Source organism: Nocardia jejuensis NBRC 103114 (assembly GCF_001613145.1).
Classification (GTDB): Bacteria; Actinomycetota; Actinomycetes; order Mycobacteriales; family Mycobacteriaceae; genus Nocardia; species Nocardia jejuensis.
In genome coordinates this window covers 46,166-64,102 of record NZ_BDBU01000056.1, presented here as the reverse complement: position 1 = coordinate 64,102, position 17,937 = coordinate 46,166, and the positions used below count along the sequence as shown (strand labels likewise).

Below are 17,937 nucleotides of genomic sequence, written 5' to 3'. Positions count from 1 at the left end.
CCGCCTCCGGCCGCGCCGCCGATGTCCCGCTCGGCTCGCCGTCACGCCGAGGCGCAGCAGTCCGAGGACCGGCAGGGCGCGCTGCCCGCGTGGTCGGCGCGAAGACGTCCGGAGCCCGAACCCGCTCCCCGAGATCAGGCTCCCCGGGATCAGGCGAATGTACCGACCACCGCCTGGCAGCATCCGGACGAGGATATGCAGCTGGTCTCCGGTGAGACGGTTGCCGGTGATCTGCTCCGGGATGCGAGGGACCGCGAAGACCAACGCGTCCAGCATGATTCGCGTTCCGGTGGCAAACGCCGGGCCGGTGGCTCCCGTCGGCGCGGCGGCGTCGTCGAGCCCGATCCGGACGATCAGCTCACCGATTTCTACGAACCCCTCGACGACTACGACGACGACTACGACGACGAGCCCGGGGAGTCCCTGGTCGGCCGGTTGTCCGCGGCCGCCGGCCGGGTCGCGACCAAGATGCGCCCGGCCCCGTCGAAGTCGCGCGGCCCGAGTCGTTCCGACGACGAGGAGAACCGCCGCCAGTGGCTCGTGCTGGCGGGGCAGAGCACCGGCGCCGCGGTGGCCGGAATGTTGCTGTTCAAGGGTTTCGAGCGCATGTGGGAAATGCTCCCGTGGGTTGCCCTGGCCCTGGCGATGATCGTGATCCTCGGTCTGGTGGCGCTGGTGCGAGTTCTGCGTCGCACCGACGACATCTTCAGCACTGTGATTGCCGTCGTCGTGGGAGTCTTTGTGACGCTCGGACCGCTAGCCTTTCTACTCAGTACGAACTGAGCAGGGAGCAGTGGGGCATATGGCGCAAGCGCAGGGGGCGCATTCCGAAAACCGTGCGGAGCGAGGGGAAGTCCGGGTCGGACTCTCCACCGCGTCCGTGTATCCGGAGAACACCGAGGCGGCGTTCCGCTACGCGGCCGAACTCGGCTACGACGGTGTCGAACTGATGGTGTGGGCCGAGCCCGCCAGTCAGAGCATCTCCACCGTGCAGCAGTACGCGCACAAGTATTCGATTCCGGTGCTCGCGGTGCACGCGCCGTGTCTGCTGATCTCGCAACGGGTCTGGGGGGCGGACCCGATCGCGAAGCTCACCCGCAGCGTGCACACCGCCGAGGCGCTCGGCGCGGCCACCGTGGTGGTGCATCCGCCGTTCCGCTGGCAGCGCCGCTACGCGGACGGTTTCGCGAAGCAGGTGGCCGAATTGGAGAGTTCGAGCCCGGTGGCCGTCGCGGTGGAGAACATGTTCCCCATGCGCGCGGACACGCTGTTCCGCGGCGACGGCTCGATCCGCCGGCTGGAGCGGCGCGGTGGCCGGCCCGGCCCGGCCATCACCACCTTCAGCCCCTCGTACGACCCCACCGACGTCGGTTTCCGGCACTACACGCTGGACACCTCGCACACCGCCACGGCGGGCGTGGATCCGCTGGCGCTGGCCGAACGCATGGGTTCGGGTCTGACGCACCTGCATCTGGCCGACGGCCGCGGCGCGGCGCACGACGAGCATCTGATTCCGGGCGAGGGCACCCAGCCGGTCGCGGAACTGTGTGCGGCGTTGCTGGACAAGGGTTTCGACGGTCAGGCGGTGATCGAGGTGAACACCCAGATGGCGCGCACCACCATGGATCGCGCCGCCATGCTCAATCGCGCACTGGTGTTCGCCCGCCAGCACCTCAACGGTCTGACCCCGGCGCCCACCCCCGAACCGTCGGGCGCGGTGCGCGGCTGACTCGCGCCGCCACGCCTCGGTATCGCGTTGTGCCGCAGCGGTATCGCGTCGTGCCGTCGATACTGGTCGGCGTCATGCCGTTGGCACTGGTCGGCGTCGTGCGGTCGGCACTGGTCGGCGTCATGCCGTTGGCACTGGTCGGCATCGTGCGGTCGGCACTGGTCGGCATCGCGTCGTCGCGTCGTCGGGGACCCGTCGATGTCGTGTCGTCGGAACCGGTCGGTGTTGGTGCCGTCGGGACCGGTCGATGTCGTGCCGTCGGAACCGGTCGGTGTTGGTGCCGTCGGGACCGGTCGATGTCGTGCCGTCGGAACTGGTCGGCGTCGTGCCGTCGGAACTGGTCGGCGTCGTGTCGTCGGAACCGGTCGGAGTCGCCGCGGGTTCGATCCGCATGCGGGCAGTGATTCATCCCACCGAGTGACCGAATACCGGGCCCTCCGCTCGTACGCTGTACAAAACACGGAGGAGAGGACCTGCCGATGACAACGGAGTCGATCGTCGAACGCGAGCAGCACGTCGATGCCGGTGACGCGCCGTTCAGCCGCGTGTGCGCGGTGACCGAGCTGCCCTCGCAGGCCCCGGGCGTCGGCCGCTACGCGGGCCATATCGACCCGACCTGGACCATCGGCAAGAAGCTGCACGGCGGCACCATGGTCGCCGGGAGCGCGGCCGCGGCCACCGAATGGCTGCGCCGCACCATCGCCGAACAGGGCGGGACCCCCGAACAGGCCGCCATGTTCCCGATCGCCGCGAGCACCGACTTCCTCGGCGCACCCGATGCGGGCGAGGTCGAGTACGAGGTCCGCACCCGCAAGCTCGGCCGCCAGATCTGCCTCGTGGACGCGAGCCTGATCCAGAACGGCCGCACCCTGGTGCACACCGCGTTCACCTTCAGCCACCTCGACGACACCGACCCGGCCTACTCCGCGGACCATGCCGGGGACATGCCCGCCGAACCGCCCGCGCACGCCCAGGCCTACGACGACGAGAACCCGATGGGCAAGATCGTCCATGTGGCACAGGGCTCTTCGGTCGCCATCGATCCCGAGTGGGCGCGCTTCCTGTCCGGCGAGAAGTCCGAACCCCGTCTGCGCCTGTGGATTCGGCCGCTCGCCGGTGACGAGCAGGACCCCGACGTCTCCGCCTTCTTTGCCATGATGGCCGCCGACATGAGCCCGCCGGTCCCGATGAACCTCGGCCATTTCGGTTGGGCCCCAACGGTTCAGATGACCACCTATCTGCGTCGCCGCCCGGCCCCCGGTTGGCTCCGCGTCATCGCCGTCAGCCGTGAGGTAGGCGGCCGCATGTTCGACGAAGACCAGATCGTCGTCGATTCCACCGGTGCGATCATCGCCCAGAGCCGCCAGCTCGCCCTGGTTCCCCAGCCGCGCTGACCCGATCCGGGAGAGCGCCTGCGCGAACTGGCGGACCGGTGGGCCGACCTTCGGTGGCGGGCCGGCACTCCAGCGCGTTCTCACCCTGATCACACGCCTGCAGCCGACCTGTGGCAGCGCCGCGACGCCCGCGCGGTGGAGCGGTTCGTATCGAGCCGCTCGATCCCATCGCGGACCCGGCTGCCTGATCGGCGTCGGGTCACCGACGTCGCAACGCCCGATTCCCTTCGAATGCCGGAGTGGCAACTGATTTCGCACCGGTCGGGGTGACTCACGGGGTACGTCCGAAATCGGTAGTCGCCCAGCCGTTCGTACGTGTGCACGACGGTCGGCGGCTCCCGGGCTGTGCGCTGAATTCCCGGGGAGGCGGGACGGCTAGCCTGGAGGTCATGACGAGGATTGCGGTGATCGGCGGAGGCCGGATCGGTGAGGCGTTGATCGCCGGGCTGCTCGAATCGGGGCGGGCCAGCAAGGATCTGGTGGTGGTGGAGCCGGTGGCGGCCCGCGGTGAGGTGCTCTCGCAGCGGTTCGGGGTCCGGGTCACCAGCGCGGTCGCCGACGGCGCCGTGGGGGCCGATCTGGTCGTCATCGCGGTGAAGCCGAACGATGTGGACGGGGTCGTCACCGAACTGGCCAAGTCCGAGCTCGGCGAGGGCGATCGCGAGGCCGTCGTGGTGTCGCTGGCCGCCGGCGTGCCGACCGCCAAGCTCGAGAACAAGCTGCCCGCGGGCTTCCCGGTCATCCGGGTCATGTCGAACACGCCGATGCTGGTGGGTCAGGGCATGAGCGCCATCGCGCCGGGCCGCTACGCCCGCAAGGAGCAGCTGGCGCTGGTCACCGAGGTGCTGGAGTCGGTCGGCAAGGTGGTGACCGTCGCCGAATCGCAGATGGACGCGGTGACCGCGGTGTCCGGTTCGGGTCCCGCGTACTTCTTCCTGGTCGTCGAGGCGATGGTCGATGCCGCCGTCGGTCTCGGCCTGTCCCGGGATGTGGGCACCCAGCTGGTCGTGCAGACCATGCTCGGCTCGGCGGCGCTGATGGAGGAGTCCGGGCAGAGTGCGGTGGAGTTGCGCGCGGCCGTCACATCGCCTGCGGGAACGACCGCGGCGGCGCTGCGGGAGTTGGAGCGCGGCGCGGTCCGTTCGGCCTTCCACGAGGCGCTGAATGCCGCAAAACGGCGTTCCGCCGAACAGGGCGCCATTTCCGACTAGCGTCGAGAGCTCGGCGGCCGGTCGAGCGGCACTTCGGTGTCGCTCCGCAGGTGCGTTCGGTTCGCCCGTACCGAGCGGTTGCCGGTTTGCTGCCGGGGTCCGACTCGCCACAGCAAAGGCTGATTTCTCACACCCGTCGCAGCAATCCCACTGGTCCCGCTAAGCTTCAAGGAGCACGTGCGTGTCTGTTCCGCCGGTGGGGAAGCCGGCGGCGCGGGCGTGCCGGAGGTCAGTGACGCGATGATGTCTGGAAACAGCAGTCAAGCGAGGTCCGGTAATAGCCCCATCAGTGCAGGATCTGTCATAGGCGGCGGGACGCAGTTCCTCACCGTCGCCGAAGTGGCAAGTCTGATGCGGGTATCCAAGATGACGGTGTACCGGTTGGTGCATTCGGGAGAGCTGCCCGCGGTGCGGGTCGGTCGCTCCTTCCGAGTGCACGCGAAGGCGGTGCACGACTACCTGGAGACGTCCTACTTCGACGCGGGGTAGAACCCCTACTTCTACGCCGGGTAGAACAGCAGGAAGTCCAACTCAGGTCACACCCGTTTCGTTCGCCGGTAGGTGGCCCGGTAGCATGAACCGGCACCCTGTACGTGTCGGTTGGTGCCGTCGGGTCCATATCGGCCCGTACCGGGTTAGGACTGTGCAGGGTCAATAAGTGTGCTCCCCGCGGATGTGGGGTGACCCGAGAGAACACGAGGAGCAACCCTATGGGTTCTGTGATCAAGAAGCGCCGCAAGCGCATGTCGAAGAAGAAGCATCGCAAGCTGCTTCGCCGCACGCGCGTTCAGCGTCGCAAACTCGGCAAGTAAGCGCTGCGTCGTAGCTGGAGGCCCGTCACCGATGGTGGCGGGCTTTCGTTTTGCAACGGGTGACAGAACTCATCGTTAGATCCTGGTTAATACTCTTCGGCTGCCCCCCTTGACCCGGTTACGCTGGGGACGCGGGAAAACAGAATGGGGGCTTCGAGTGGGAACCGGTGGCGCGGGTTCGAGCACCCGAGACGGGCAGACACCCAAGGTTGTGATGGTGACCGGAGCGAGCCGGTTCTTCGGCGGAAATGTGGTGGCCCGGCTGGCGGCCGACCCCGCCGTGGAACGAATCATCGCCGTGGACGCGAAACAGCCGAGCCGGGAACTGCTGCGCCGTATGGGGCGCGCCGAGTTCATTCGCGCGGATATTCGTAATCCGTTGATTCGCAAGGTTATCGACGGAAATCAAGTCGATACGGTGGTGCATCCCGCCGCGCTGTCCCGCCCGCCCGCCGGTGGTGGTCGCGCCGCGATGAAGGATATGAACGTCCTGGGCGCGATGCAGCTGTTCGCGGTGTGCCGCAAGACTTCCAGCGTGCGCCGCCTGGTGGTGCGTTCCTCGTCCGCCGTGTACGGCTGCAGCGCCAAGGATCCGGTGAAATTCACCGAGGAAATGAGTGCGCGCACCCCGCCGCGCGGCTGGTTCGCGCGCGACATGATCGAGGTGGAGGGATTCGTGCGCGGACTCGCGCGCCGCCGTCCCGATATCTCCGCCGCGATTCTGCGTTTCCCGCCGATCGTGGGACCGCAGTTGGCGAATCGCGGTGTGCAGTATTTCCGTTCGCCGGTCACGCCCACCGTCCTGGGCCGCGATCCGCGCATGCAACTGCTGCACGAACAAGACGCGATCGACGCCCTCGCCCATGCCGCGCTGTCGGCTCCGGGCGGCACCTTCAATGTCGCCGGAGACGGCGCCATGGCGTTGTCGCAGGCGATTCGCCGGGCCGGGCGCATCGAAATGCCCGTTCCCTACTCGATTTTCCGTTCTGTCGGGCGCACCGTGATGGGCCCGGTGATGCGGGAGTTCACCGCCGAACAAATCGATTATTTTCATTTCGGCTGCGGTCTGGACACCACCCGGATGCGCGCCGAGCTCGGATTTTCCCCGCGCTGGACCACAGTGCAGGCATTCGATGACTTCATAGGGGGCGCAGCGTTGCGGCCCGTGATCGATCCCCGGTGGATCGACGCCGCCGAACACAAACTTCTCGGCCTGCTCGGGGCCGGGACGGGAGCACACCAATGAACGACGTAGCGAAAGTCATCCGACTTCACGACGTGGACTTCGAGACGCGGCATCGGCCCGCGCGCGTCTGGCCGGCTTCCGAGCCCGCCGCGCTCAGTCCGGTGACCTCTCTGACCGATCGGCTCGCCGGAGTCGAAGCGCGCCAGCCGAAGTCGCTGGGCGACACCCTGCGCGGCGCGGTCGCCGACGGGATCGGCCGCACCGCCGATTTCGCGCGTCGTCGGCTCACCGGCGACTACCAGGTCGACGAGTTCGGCCTGGACGAGCATCTGCTGGAGACGGTGATCCTGCCCGCGCTGCGGCCGCTGTCGGATCTGTGGTTCCGCACCGAGGTCACCGGGATCGAGAACATTCCGGAGGCCGGCGGTGCGCTCATCGTCGCCAATCACGCGGGCACCGTGCCGCTGGACGGGCTGATGCTGCAGCTCGCCGTGCACGACCGGCACCCGGCGCAGCGGGCGCTGCGCCTGCTCGCGGCGGATCTCATCTTCGAGATGCCGCTGATCGGCGGGCTCGCGCGCAAGGCCGGGCACACCCTGGCCTGCCCCGCGGACGCCGAAAGGCTTTTGCGCGCAGGTGAAGTCGCGGGCGTGTTCCCGGAGGGCTACAAGGGCATCGGCAAGCCCTACGGTGACCGCTACAAGCTGCAGCGTTTCGGCCGTGGGGGTTTCGTGGCCGCGGCGGTGCGCACCGGCGTGCCGATCATCCCGTGCTCGATCGTGGGCTCGGAGGAGATCTATCCGAAGCTGGCCGACATCAAGCCGCTCGCGCGCCTGCTCGGCATCCCGTATTTCCCGGTGACGCCGCTGTTCCCGCATCTGGGTCCGCTGGGCGCGATACCGTTCCCGTCCAAGTGGCACATCGAACTCGGCGAGCCGATCTCGACGCAGGGCTACGAGCCCGAGGCCGCCGACGATCCGATGACCATGTTCGAGATCACCGATCAGGTCCGCGAAACGATTCAGGGCACGCTGTACAAGAATTTGATCAAACGCCGGAATCCTTTCACCGGCTAGCGAATTCGCCGAGACCCGCGCGGTCTCGGCGCCGGATGCGCTGGGGCATGCCCCCCAACGCCATTCGGGGCTGTTCGGGGCAGAACCCCAGGGCTCAGCCCGCTTTCGCCTCACGTTTGCGGGCGATGACCGCGGCCGCCGCGCCACCCGCCGCGCCCAGCGCGAGCGCGGTGGGCACGCCGACCTTCGCGGCCTTGCGGCCGGTGCGGAAGTCGCGGATCTCCCAGCCCCGGTTCTTGGCGAGTTCGCGCAGATCCGCGTCCGGGTTGATGGCCACCGAGGTGCCTGCCAGCGAGAGCATGGGCACGTCGTTGTGGCTGTCGGAGTAGGCGGTACAGCGCTTGAGGTTCAGGCCCTCGCGGATGGCGAGTGTGCGGACCGCGTGCGCCTTGCCGAGGCCGTGCAGGACGTCGCCGACCAGGCGGCCGGTGAAGACCCCGTCGCGGCTCTCGGCGACCGTGCCCAGCGCGCCCGTCAGGCCCAGTCGCTTGGCGATGACCTGGGCCAGCTCCACCGGTGTGGCGGTGACCAGCCAGACCTGCTGTCCGGCATCGAGGTGCATCTGGGCGAGCGCGCGGGTGCCCGGCCAGATCTTGTCGGCGATGATCTCGTCGTAGATCTCCTCGCCGAGCGCGGCCAGTTCCGCGGTGGACCGGCCCGCGATGAAGGACAGCGCCTTCTCCTTGCCGCTGGCCACGTCGTTCATGCTCTCCCGGCCGGTGACCCGGAACTTCACCTGCTTCCAGGCCATGTCGACGATGTCGGAGGTCTTGAAGTACTTGCGCGCGGCGAGGCCGCGGGCGAAATGCACGATGGACGCGCCCTGCACCATGGTGTTGTCCACGTCGAAGAACGCCGCCGCGGTCAGGTCACGCGGGATGTCCAGGGGTGGGATGTCATCGTGCAGGGCGAGCTCGGCGTCGTGCAGCGCGAGCGCCGCGTCCGCGGAGGCTTCGCCGGCCACGCTGGCGCGCACCTCTTCTTCGGTCGGACCGAAGGGACTGCGCGTGATCCGGGTGAACTGGTCCTGCAGACCCTCAGCCCAGCGAGCCGGGAATTCACCGAATCGGCTCGCGATCAATCCCGTCTTCGCCTCTTTCGAACGTTCCGGCACCGGTACCTCCGCCTGTTAGCGCGAACAAGTCCACAGTAACGCCCGCCGGTGACCGGGACGTAGACGCTGAACGACATAACGGAGAGTTGAATGGTGATCATGAGTGATCGAACCCATACGGTGACCCTGCTGACCCGCAATGGCTGCGGACTCTGCGCGACCGCGCTCGAGCAATTACGACCGATCTGCGCGGATTTCGGGATCGAGCCCTCGACCACCGATGTGGACGAGGCCGCGGCGACCGATCCGGGCCTGCGCGCGGAATACGGCGACCGGCTTCCGGTGGTCCTGCTGGACGGCCGTGAGCACAGCTATTTCGACGTCGACGAGGCGCGTTTACGGGCAGACCTGGCCCGTTGATTACGGCGCGTTGCGTAGCGGGTTCCGGCCGATGAGGGTTGAATGTTCGGCGGGGCCGGAGCCCACCACAAAGTGACTGAATTCACCGACTTTGTGCATGGGTTCACAAGCGGTTACGGTGGTGGCACGCAACGCGCCTTCTCGGGCAGCGGAAGCGACCCCCTGAAGCCTGCTCGACCTCGCCTGTAGGACCGCCTGCGACGGTCTCCCGGCGGCGAGTCGAGAAAAAGAACCCGGACACTCACCCCCGGCCGGACGAGGAGCGCAAGCGACGTGACAGAGCAGCACGAGGCGCCGCACAGTGGCGTCTCCGGCAGGGCTCTGCAGAAGGACATCCCGCAGGCGACCGTGGCCCGACTGGCCACCTACCTCCGGGTCCTCGCCGTACTCGCCGACGATGGTGTTGCCATCGTATCGAGTGAAGAACTGGCTGTCGCGGCGGGTGTCGGTTCCGCCAAGTTGCGCAAGGATCTGTCCTTCCTCGGACCCAACGGGGTGCGCGGCGTCGGCTACGACGTGGTCAAGCTCCGGGACCGCATCGAGGATGTGCTCGGCCTGTCCGAGGGACATCGGGTGGTGCTGGTCGGCGCGGGCAATCTGGGCCGCGCCCTGGTCGGCTACGGCGGTTTCCGGCGGCGCGGGTTCGCCATGGTCGGCATGTTCGACAACGATCCGGCGCTCGTGGGCACCGTGATCGTGGCGGGTGCGAACCGTCTGGTGATCCGGGACGTGGCCGAATTGACCGAGGCGGTGGCGGCATTGGAGCCGACCATCGCGGTCATCACCACGCCCGACTCGGCCGCGCAGAGCGTGTGCGACCTGCTGGTCGCCGCCGGTGTGCAGTGCGTGCTCAGTTTCTCGCCCGTCGCGCTCGAGGCGCCGCCGCACGTCGAGGTGCGGCGCGTGGACCTCGCGGTGGAAATGCAGTTGCTCTCGTTCGAACGGGCTCGCAGCGCCGAACAGGCCGCGATGGAGCCGGTGGCCGCGGTCGCGGCCGGCGAGACGATGACGGTGGTGTCGACGCCGATCCGGCGGGTCGCCCCCATGAAGACTTCGCATGCGGCGGTGCAACCCCCGTCGCGTACAGCGGGGCGCCCTTCGGGCGGCGTAGAGACAACCAGCAAGGGAGCGGTGGTCCAGCCATGAGTGTGCTTCTCGTCGGGATCTCGCATCGGAGTGCACCGGTGCCGGTGCTCGAGAAGATCGCGATCACCGAGCACGACCGGCCCAAGCTGACCGAACTCATGCTGGCTTCGGCGCACGTGTCCGAAGCGATGATCGTCTCGACCTGCAATCGCGTGGAGATCTACGCCGTGGTGGACGCCTTCCACCCCGCCCTCGGCGAGATCAGCGAACTGCTGACCAAGCATTCGGGGCTGCCGCTGCCCGAACTCACCAAGCACGCCTACGTGCGCTACGCCGAGGCCGCCGCCGAGCATCTGTTCGCGGTCGCGTCCGGTTTGGACTCGATGGTGATCGGCGAGCAGCAGGTGCTGAGTCAGATCCGCGCCGCCTACGCGGCCGCCGACGGTCAGCAGGCCGCCGGGCGGACCCTGCACGAGCTGGCCCAGCATTCGCTGCGGGTCGGCAAGCGGGTGCACTCGGAGACCGGGATCGACCGCGCGGGCGCGTCGGTGGTGTCGGTGGCGCTGGATCGGGCGCGGCAGGTGCTGGGTCCGCTGCAGGGCCGCACCGCGCTGGTGCTCGGCGCGGGCGCCATGGGCGGGCTCGCGGTGGCGCAGCTGGCCCGGGCCGGAGTCTCGCGCATCCTGCTGGTGAACCGGACCCTGGAGCGCGCGCAGCGCCTGGCCGACACCGCGACCACCATGCACGGCGTGGAGGCCGAGGCGGTCGAGATCTCGCAGCTCGTGGAGGCCATGGCCACCGCGGAGATCGTGGTGACCTGTACCGGCGCGGTCGGCACCGTGGTGAGCATCGCCGATGTGCACCGTGCGCTGAACGCCGACCGCGTATCCGATCAGCTGGTCATCTGCGATCTGGGCCTGCCCCGCGATGTGGACCACGCGGTCGCCGGGCTGCCCGGCGTGACCGTCATCGACATGGAGACGCTGCAGCGCGATCCGTCGGCAGGCGCGGCCGCCGACGACACCGCCGCCGCGCGCACCATCGTGGCCGACGAACTCACCAAATACCTTGCCGGACAGCGCATGGCCGAGGTCACCCCGACCGTCGCCGCGCTGCGCCAGATGGCCGCCGACGTGGTCGAGGGCGAGCTACTACGCCTGGATTCGCGACTACCCGGGCTGGACACCGGTCAGCGCGAGGAGGTCGCCCGCACCGTGCGCCGCGTCGTGGACAAGCTGCTGCACGCGCCGACCGTGCGGGTCAAGCAGCTGGCGTCCACGCCCGGCGGTGACAGCTACGCCGAGGCGCTCCGCGAGCTGTTCGAACTCAAACCTGGTGCGGCACAAGCGGTTGCCGCAACGATGGAGATCGCCGCGCGCAGTGGCGAGATGGCCGACGATTTCACCGCCGCCCACCCGGGGGACGAACAGGGGCTGACCGCATGAGCGGAGCGATGGTGCAGGAAACCGAGACAGTGTCTTCAGAGCGGTCCTCGACAGAGCGGGACGACGTGCGCGGAACCGCCGCGGCGCCGTGGCGGATCGGCACCCGTGGCAGCCTGCTGGCTCTCACCCAGGCCGGGCACGTGCGCGACGAACTGATCGCGGCCGGGCAGCAGGCGGAACTGGTGATCGTGAAGACCGCCGGCGACAAGTCCTCCGAGCCGGTGCAGAAGATCGGCGTCGGCGTGTTCACGGCCGCGCTGCGCGACGAATTGGCCGCGGAGACAGTCGATATCGCCGTGCACTCGTACAAGGATCTGCCGACCGCGCGGGACCCGCGATTCGAGATCGCCGCCATCCCGCCGCGACAGGATCCGCGCGACGCGCTGGTGGCCCGCGACGGCCTGGTGCTGGGCGAACTGCCGCCGGGCTCCGTCATCGGCACCTCCGCGCCGCGGCGTTCCTCGCAGCTGCGGGCGCTGGGCCTGGGTGTCACGATCGTGCCGTTGCGCGGCAATCTCGACACCCGGCTCTCGAAGGTCGCCACCGGTGAACTCGACGCCGTCGTGGTGGCCCGGGCCGGACTGGCCCGCATCGATCGCCTCGACGCGGTCACCGAGGCCCTGGAACCGGTGCAGATGCTGCCCGCCCCCGCGCAGGGTGCGCTGGCGGTCGAATGCCGCAGCGCCGATACCGAACTCGTGACCATCCTGTCCGCGCTCGACGACGCCGGCACCCGTGCCGCGATCACCGCCGAGCGCGCCATGCTCGCCGAACTGGAGGCCGGTTGCACGGCCCCGATCGGGGCGCTGGCGGAGGTCGTCGAATCACTCGACGACGACGGGCGGGTGTTCGAGGAGTTGTCGTTGCGCGGGTGCGCGGCGGCGATCGACGGCTCGGATGTCATCCGGGCATCGGTGGTGGGCCCGGTCGCGGATGCCGCGGACCTCGGGCGCGCACTGGCGCGTGAGCTCTTGGAGCTGGGGGCGCGCGAATTGCTCAGTGTCACAGAGGAAGACACCGCAGAGCACACAAACGACAGCAACAATCCCAGCCCAATGGAGACCAACCAATGAGCGAGCGAAGCGAGCGAACATTCAGCACAGCGCCCATGGGCATGGTTGGGACGAGCGTCAGCGAGGAGCAGCCGTGAGTCGAGTGACGAAAAAGCAGCCGGGTCGGATCCTTTTCGTGGGTTCCGGTCCCGGAGATCCGGCGTTGCTCACGGTCCGGGCCCGCGAGGTCCTCGGCCGGGCGACGCTCACCTTCACCGATCCCGATGTCGACAAGGGCGTGCTCGCCCTGATCGGCTCCGCGGTGCCCGAGGCCGTCGAAGGGGAGAACCCCGTCGACGTGCGTCCGGCCCTGGGTGATCCGGCCGAGGTGGCCAAGACCCTGATCGCGGAGGCCCGCAACGGGTCCGACGTGGTGCGACTGGTGTCCGGCGACCCGATGACCACCGATTCGGTCATTCAGGAAGTCAACGCGGTCACCCGCTCGCACATGATGTTCGAGGTGCTGCCGGGCCTGTCCGCCGGAACCACGGTCCCCGCCTACGCGGGCATCGAGGTCGGCTCCAGCTACACCGTGGTGGACGTGCGCGGCGAGGTGGACTGGGCGGCCGTCGCGGGCGCACCGGGTCCGCTGGTGCTGCACGCCACCTCGGGACATCTGGCCGAGACCGCCAGCGCGCTGGTGGAGCACGGTCTGGCGCCGCAGACGCCGGTCGCGGTGACCGTGCGCGGCACCACGCGTCAGCAGCGCACCATCGACGCCACGCTGGCGACGCTGAACAATGCCGCGTCCGAACTGGTCGGGCCGCTCGTGGTCACGGTCGGCAAGGAAGTGGACAAGCGCTCGAAGACCTCCTGGTGGGAGTCGCGCGCGCTGTACGGCTGGACCGTCCTGGTGCCGCGCACCAAGGAGCAGGCGGGCGAGATGAGCGAGAAGCTCGTCAACCACGGCGCCATCCCCATGGAGGTGCCGACCATCGCCGTCGAGCCGCCGCGCAGCCCCGCGCAGATGGAGCGTGCGGTCAAGGGTCTGGTCGACGGCCGTTACCAGTGGGTGGTCTTCACCTCCACCAACGCGGTGCGCGCGGTGTGGGAGAAGTTCGCCGAATTCGGTTTGGACGCACGGGCTTTCTCCGGTGTGAAGATCGCCTGCGTGGGCGAGTCCACCGCGGAGAAGGTGCGTTCCTTCGGCATCAACCCCGAACTGGTGCCCAGCGGGGAGCAGTCCTCGGAGGGTCTGCTGGCCGACTTCCCGCCGTACGACGACGTGTTCGACCCGGTGAACCGGGTGCTGCTGCCGCGTGCCGACATCGCCACCGAGACCCTCGCCGAGGGCCTGCGCGATCGCGGCTGGGAGATCGACGACGTCACCGCGTACCGCACCGTGCGCGCTTCTCCGCCGCCGGCCGAGACCCGCGAGATGATCAAGACCGGCGGTTTCGACGCGGTGCTGTTCACCTCGTCCTCCACCGTCCGGAACCTGGTCGGTATCGCCGGTAAGCCGCACGCGCGCACCATCGTGGCCTGCATCGGTCCGAAGACCGCCGAGACCGCGATCGAGTTCGGCCTGCGCGTGGATGTGCAGCCCGAGACCGCTCAGGTCGGCCCGCTCGTCGAGGCGCTCGCCGAGCACGCCGCCCACCTGCGCGCCGAGGGCCTGCTGCCCCCGCCGCGCAAGAAGAGCCGTCGCAGCCGCTAGGTTCACCCGACGTGAGCCGCTGAGGCCCATGTCGTGAGCCGAGGCACATCGTCGCCACTCGCGCCCCGCACACGAAAAGTGCGGGGCGCGAGGCGTTTCCGCCCCCAGTGGCCCCTCCGCGCCGTGAGGCGGACGAACCGGCGCGCGCCCGTCCGGAGTGGGCCCTCCCGCCATCCCTCACGGGAGGACCCGCAGACTCAGCGCTGAGCCTGCATCATCCGGCGGACCATGCGGCAGGTCGCATCCGAGGGCCGGTGCACGCCGACGACATCGGAGATCTCACGAATCCGGTCGTTGGTGGTGTGCTCCGGGCCGAAAGCGCCCGAATCGAGCAGTGCGATGGCTAGTCGCATGGCCTTGAGCCGCCGATTGTGCGAGATGTACCAGGACCGCGGCCGCCCCGCCGGCAGCGGTTGCTTGGACAGCGGCGCCCAGGCGTGATCGATGACTTCGCCCTTCCTGGGCACACCGGCAGCCTTGTCGGCCAGGTTGGTTACAGCAGTGAGCACGACCAATTCCTCCCGTCGCGATCAGGTGCGGGCCGATCGAACACCCTCGATCGAGCGCCCCGCACCTTCGAACACATCTTCGATTCTACCCGCGACCACCGACAAAAACTCGTGCCAGCAAGGGCTTTCGCACGGCCTCGCGCCGACCGCCCGGAACCGATTCCGAACCCGGCCGCGCGAATGCGACCGCGACCTTCGGTCGATGTAACCGCGACCTTCGGTCGATGTAACCGCGACCTTCGGTCGGTGTGACCGCGACCTCCACAGGCGCTCGCGACCGGCCGAACGCACGGGCATATCATGCGAACATGACCGGAATGGACCGCCCACGGCGGTTGCGCCGCACCCCCGCCATGCGTCGGCTGGTGGCCGAAACCACGCTGGCGCCACGGCAATTGATCCTCCCCATGTTCGTCGCGGACGGACTGGACGAACCGCGCGAGATCTCCTCCATGCCAGGCGTTCACCAGCATTCGATGGATTCGCTGCGCAAGGCCGCCGTGGAGGCCGTCGCGGCAGGCGTCGGCGGTCTCATGCTGTTCGGCGTGCCGCGCGCGCAGGACAAGGATCCCGAGGGCAGCCAGGCCAGCGATCCGAACGGGATTCTCAATCGCGGGCTGCGCGCACTGGTCGAGGAGGTCGGCGATTCGACCGTCGTGATGGCCGATACCTGCCTGGACGAATTCACCAGCCACGGTCACTGCGGCGTGCTGGACCGGGACGGCGCCGTGGACAACGACGCGACCCTGCGGCGCTACGTCGAGATGGCCCTGGCGCAGGCCGATACCGGTGCGGATCTGCTCGGCACCAGCGGCATGATGGACGGCCAGGTCGGCGCGATCCGGGCCGGACTGGACGCGGCGGGCCGGACCGATACCGGAATCCTCGCCTATGCGGCGAAGTACGCGTCGGCGTTCTACGGGCCGTTCCGCGAGGCGGTGGGTTCCTCGCTGGAGGGCGATCGCCGCACCTACCAGCAGGATCCGGCCAATCGCCGCGAGGCGATCCGCGAGCTGGAGCTGGATCTGGCCGAGGGCGCGGACATCGTCATGGTGAAACCCGCCATGGCGTACCTGGACATTCTTCGCGAGGTCGCGGATCGATCGACGGTGCCGGTAGCGGCGTATCAGATCTCCGGCGAGTACGCGATGATCACCGCCGCCGCCCGGAACGGCTGGATCGACCGCCGCGGCGCGATCCTGGAATCGCTGCTGGGCATCCGGCGCGCCGGTGCGGACATGGTGCTGACCTACTGGGCCACCGAAGCCGCGCACTGGCTCTCGTGAGCGACGCGATTTTCGGGCAGTATCTCGGTGTGCGCAGACGTCCGGTAGCCGAGTGATCCCCGTCGTGAATCCGATGGTTCCCCCGCCGATTCCGCCGCGACCGGCGCCCGAGGACGTGCGCACCGCCGCGCAACTCTGGTTTGCCGCACTGGTTGTCGGCATCGTGCAGTTGGGCGCGACGCTGGTGGCGCAGCTCGGGCAGCGGCACGAGTTGGCGCAGCAGCTGTTCGACGATCTGCACGAGAAGCAGCCGCAGGTGACGATGGCGCAGGCCCAGACCTGGACGACGATCGTGTTCGCGCTGGTCGCGGTGTTCTGGCTGGTGCTGACCGGCGCGGGGGTGGCGGTGGTGTACCAGCTGTTCCGCGGAAAGAGCTGGGCGCGATCGCTGCTCACCGGATTCGCGGTGTTCCTGATGCTCGGCGCGGCCGGGGCGATGTTCGGCGCCGGCACCGACGCCGGGACCGCCGCGTTGATCGCCGGCGGTGCCGGGATCGTGCAGGCCGTACTCGCCGGTGGGGCCGTATTCCTTTGCTACAGAAAGGAATCCGAGGCCTACTTCCGGCCCGGTCCGCAATGAGTACTGCGAAGTTTGTTAACGGCGTACTACCGGGTATGGTGAGGGTCACAGAGAGTTCGGGAACCGGAAGTCGCTCGTCATGCGTTGAGTCATGGTGCGTTGCGCTCCGGGGGAGCGGAGGCATTGATGCGAGTGGTTATCCAGCAACCGCACAGCCTTCGGCGAGATTGTCTGGTGCTGAGTCTGCTGGTCGTTTTCGGACTGCTCACCCTCGCCGTGCTGTTGATTCCAGGACTCGTCGGCTGAACCACATCACCCGGACGCGCGACCTATGAGCTCGCCCGACAGCGTGGGTTCGCCGGACAGCGCCGATTCGCCCGAGCGCGCGAATTCACCCGACGGTGCGAATTCGCCCGACAGCGTGAGCGACGCATCGAGTTCCGAGGCCGTGCTCTTCTCCGAACCCGGCGCGCATTGGCGCACGGTGGCCTACGGGCCGATCCTGTGCGCGATCCTGCTCGGCGTCGAATTCCTGCGTGGCGGCGCGGTGCACTGGTTCGGGCTGCTGTTCTGCGCGCTGATGCTCGCGGGCTTCGTCTGGCTGCAGGTGGTGGCCGGAAAGCGCCACATCAGTGTCGAACTCACCGCCGACACGCTGCGCGAAGGCACCGAGGTGCTTCCGTTGCGCGACATCGCCGAGGTCTTGCCCGCCGATGACGAGGAATCCTGGGACTATGAGGACTGGGAGTCGGCGCGGGCGCTGGGTGAACTCACCGGGGTACCGCGACGGCGCAAGGGCATCGGCCTGAAATTGAAGGCCGGTGGGCTCGTACAGGCATGGGCGCGAGATCATTTCACACTGCGTGAGGAATTGACCGCCGCCGTCGCGCGGCTGAACGGTGATCAGGAGAAGGAGGCGCGGTGACGCGTTGGCTCGCCGTGCTCGCCGAATTCGTGCTCGTGCCGGTCATCGTGGGCGGCGCGGTGTGGTGCTGGCACAACGGACTTCATCCCGGGTGGTATCGACCGGCGGGGGAGACCCCGGGGTTCGACGGGGTGCGGTACTCCGGGCCGTGGTTGTCGCTGGCCGCGGTGCTGGTGACCATCGCGGGCCTCGTGCTCATCGACGTGGTGGCGCGCACGGTGCGTTTCGCACGCTGAGATTCGCCGCGGGGTGACACGGCGAATGCTTCGGCGGTGGCCTCGGCGACTGCTCGCGTGCGGTGTCGACACACCGTGACCAGGGGTGCGAAGTTTCCGTTCGCCGATTGGTTCGCGGATTGCTGGGAATGATGAAGACATGAAGGTCTACTCGGCACTGTCCTGGCTCGACCTACTACCGCCGCAGCTGAACTGCCTGTTCTCGACCGGGTGGGCAGCGTTCTGCCTGGGCGTTCCCCTGGCTTGATCGGCTGCGGAAAACCGGGTCGCACGGTCTGTCCGGTCGTTGCGTAGCCGCTGTCATGCGGCGCGTCGCGTCGGCGGTCGGCCGGTCGTGCG

General features: G+C 68.5%; 20 protein-coding genes. 18 read left to right on the top strand and 2 right to left on the bottom strand.

Going from position 1 to position 17,937, the window contains the following annotated elements; all coding sequences use genetic code 11:
* The 9 genes from NJ1_RS40730 to NJ1_RS34040 form a co-directional block, all read left to right on the top strand.
* The coding region (locus NJ1_RS40730; protein ID WP_501193532.1) for an Rv0497 family membrane protein at positions 1–783 on the top strand (783 nt) is incomplete at its 5' end.
* 19 nt (positions 784–802) lie between these two features.
* Positions 803–1,729, top strand: coding sequence for a sugar phosphate isomerase/epimerase family protein (locus NJ1_RS34065; protein ID WP_067703171.1), 927 nt, complete (start codon positions 803–805; stop codon positions 1,727–1,729).
* Positions 1,730–2,000: 271 nt separating this feature from the next.
* Positions 2,001–2,150, top strand: a complete 150-nt coding sequence (locus NJ1_RS39525) for a hypothetical protein (protein WP_157574484.1) — start codon at positions 2,001–2,003, stop codon at positions 2,148–2,150.
* A 58-nt stretch (positions 2,151–2,208) separates the two neighbouring features.
* Positions 2,209–3,123 (top strand): thioesterase family protein, encoded by a 915-nt coding sequence (locus NJ1_RS34060; RefSeq protein WP_084479137.1) that lies wholly within the window; start codon positions 2,209–2,211, stop codon positions 3,121–3,123.
* A gap of 389 nt (positions 3,124–3,512) precedes the next feature.
* Complete coding sequence (proC, locus tag NJ1_RS34055) at positions 3,513–4,334, top strand: pyrroline-5-carboxylate reductase (RefSeq protein ID WP_067703169.1); 822 nt, start codon at positions 3,513–3,515, stop codon at positions 4,332–4,334.
* Positions 4,335–4,574: 240 nt separating this feature from the next.
* The gene (locus NJ1_RS34050; RefSeq protein ID WP_422615804.1) at positions 4,575–4,823 is read left to right on the top strand and encodes a helix-turn-helix domain-containing protein; all 249 of its coding nucleotides are present in this window, start codon (positions 4,575–4,577) and stop codon (positions 4,821–4,823) included.
* A gap of 221 nt (positions 4,824–5,044) precedes the next feature.
* Positions 5,045–5,146 carry a 30S ribosomal protein bS22 gene (locus NJ1_RS38540; RefSeq protein ID WP_003402602.1) on the top strand — a complete coding sequence of 34 codons (102 nt, stop codon included), beginning with the start codon at positions 5,045–5,047 and terminating at the stop codon, positions 5,144–5,146.
* 214 nt (positions 5,147–5,360) lie between these two features.
* Positions 5,361–6,392 (top strand): NAD-dependent epimerase/dehydratase family protein, encoded by a 1,032-nt coding sequence (locus NJ1_RS34045; protein WP_067703163.1) that lies wholly within the window; start codon positions 5,361–5,363, stop codon positions 6,390–6,392.
* Complete coding sequence (locus tag NJ1_RS34040) at positions 6,389–7,408, top strand: lysophospholipid acyltransferase family protein (RefSeq protein WP_067703161.1); 1,020 nt, start codon at positions 6,389–6,391, stop codon at positions 7,406–7,408. The genes NJ1_RS34045 and NJ1_RS34040 overlap by 4 nt, the downstream gene beginning before the upstream one ends.
* A 94-nt stretch (positions 7,409–7,502) precedes the next feature.
* On the opposite strand, the gene NJ1_RS34035 is transcribed toward NJ1_RS34040, so the two are convergent.
* Positions 7,503–8,441 carry an HAD family hydrolase gene (locus tag NJ1_RS34035; RefSeq protein WP_067703199.1) on the bottom strand — a complete coding sequence of 313 codons (939 nt, stop codon included), beginning with the start codon at positions 8,439–8,441 and terminating at the stop codon, positions 7,503–7,505.
* Positions 8,442–8,621: 180 nt separating this feature from the next.
* On the opposite strand from NJ1_RS34035, the gene NJ1_RS34030 reads away from it, so the two are divergent.
* From NJ1_RS34030 to NJ1_RS34010, 5 genes are all read left to right on the top strand, one after another.
* A complete protein-coding gene (locus tag NJ1_RS34030; protein ID WP_067703196.1) occupies positions 8,622–8,882 on the top strand; it encodes a glutaredoxin family protein in 261 nt (86 codons plus the stop codon).
* A 273-nt stretch (positions 8,883–9,155) separates the two neighbouring features.
* Entirely contained in the window at positions 9,156–10,028 is an 873-nt protein-coding gene (locus NJ1_RS34025; RefSeq protein WP_067703158.1) for a redox-sensing transcriptional repressor Rex, read from the top strand.
* Positions 10,025–11,413, top strand: a complete 1,389-nt coding sequence (locus tag NJ1_RS34020) for a glutamyl-tRNA reductase (RefSeq protein ID WP_067703155.1) — start codon at positions 10,025–10,027, stop codon at positions 11,411–11,413. The genes NJ1_RS34025 and NJ1_RS34020 overlap by 4 nt, the downstream gene beginning before the upstream one ends.
* Positions 11,414–11,442: 29 nt before the next feature.
* Complete coding sequence (hemC, locus tag NJ1_RS34015) at positions 11,443–12,486, top strand: hydroxymethylbilane synthase (RefSeq protein WP_422615803.1); 1,044 nt, start codon at positions 11,443–11,445, stop codon at positions 12,484–12,486.
* Between the two features lie 73 nt (positions 12,487–12,559).
* Positions 12,560–14,122, top strand: coding sequence for a bifunctional uroporphyrinogen-III C-methyltransferase/uroporphyrinogen-III synthase (locus NJ1_RS34010; protein ID WP_067703150.1), 1,563 nt, complete (start codon positions 12,560–12,562; stop codon positions 14,120–14,122).
* A gap of 197 nt (positions 14,123–14,319) precedes the next feature.
* Here the strand turns inward: NJ1_RS34010 and NJ1_RS34005 are convergent, their stop codons facing one another.
* Positions 14,320–14,631 (bottom strand): hypothetical protein, encoded by a 312-nt coding sequence (locus NJ1_RS34005; RefSeq protein WP_067703193.1) that lies wholly within the window; start codon positions 14,629–14,631, stop codon positions 14,320–14,322.
* Between the two features lie 308 nt (positions 14,632–14,939).
* On the opposite strand from NJ1_RS34005, the gene hemB reads away from it, so the two are divergent.
* The 4 genes from hemB (at position 14,940) to NJ1_RS33985 (ending at position 17,598) form a co-directional block, all read left to right on the top strand.
* Positions 14,940–15,917, top strand: coding sequence for a porphobilinogen synthase (gene hemB / locus NJ1_RS34000; RefSeq protein WP_067703148.1), 978 nt, complete (start codon positions 14,940–14,942; stop codon positions 15,915–15,917).
* Positions 15,918–15,969: 52 nt separating this feature from the next.
* Positions 15,970–16,497 (top strand): hypothetical protein, encoded by a 528-nt coding sequence (locus NJ1_RS33995; RefSeq protein WP_084479134.1) that lies wholly within the window; start codon positions 15,970–15,972, stop codon positions 16,495–16,497.
* 271 nt (positions 16,498–16,768) lie between these two features.
* A complete protein-coding gene (gene mce1N / locus NJ1_RS33990; protein WP_245717701.1) occupies positions 16,769–17,362 on the top strand; it encodes a transport-regulating membrane protein Mce1N in 594 nt (197 codons plus the stop codon).
* Positions 17,359–17,598, top strand: coding sequence for a hypothetical protein (locus NJ1_RS33985; protein ID WP_067703147.1), 240 nt, complete (start codon positions 17,359–17,361; stop codon positions 17,596–17,598). Before mce1N ends, NJ1_RS33985 begins: the two co-directional genes overlap by 4 nt.
* Positions 17,599–17,937 lie beyond the last annotated feature (339 nt).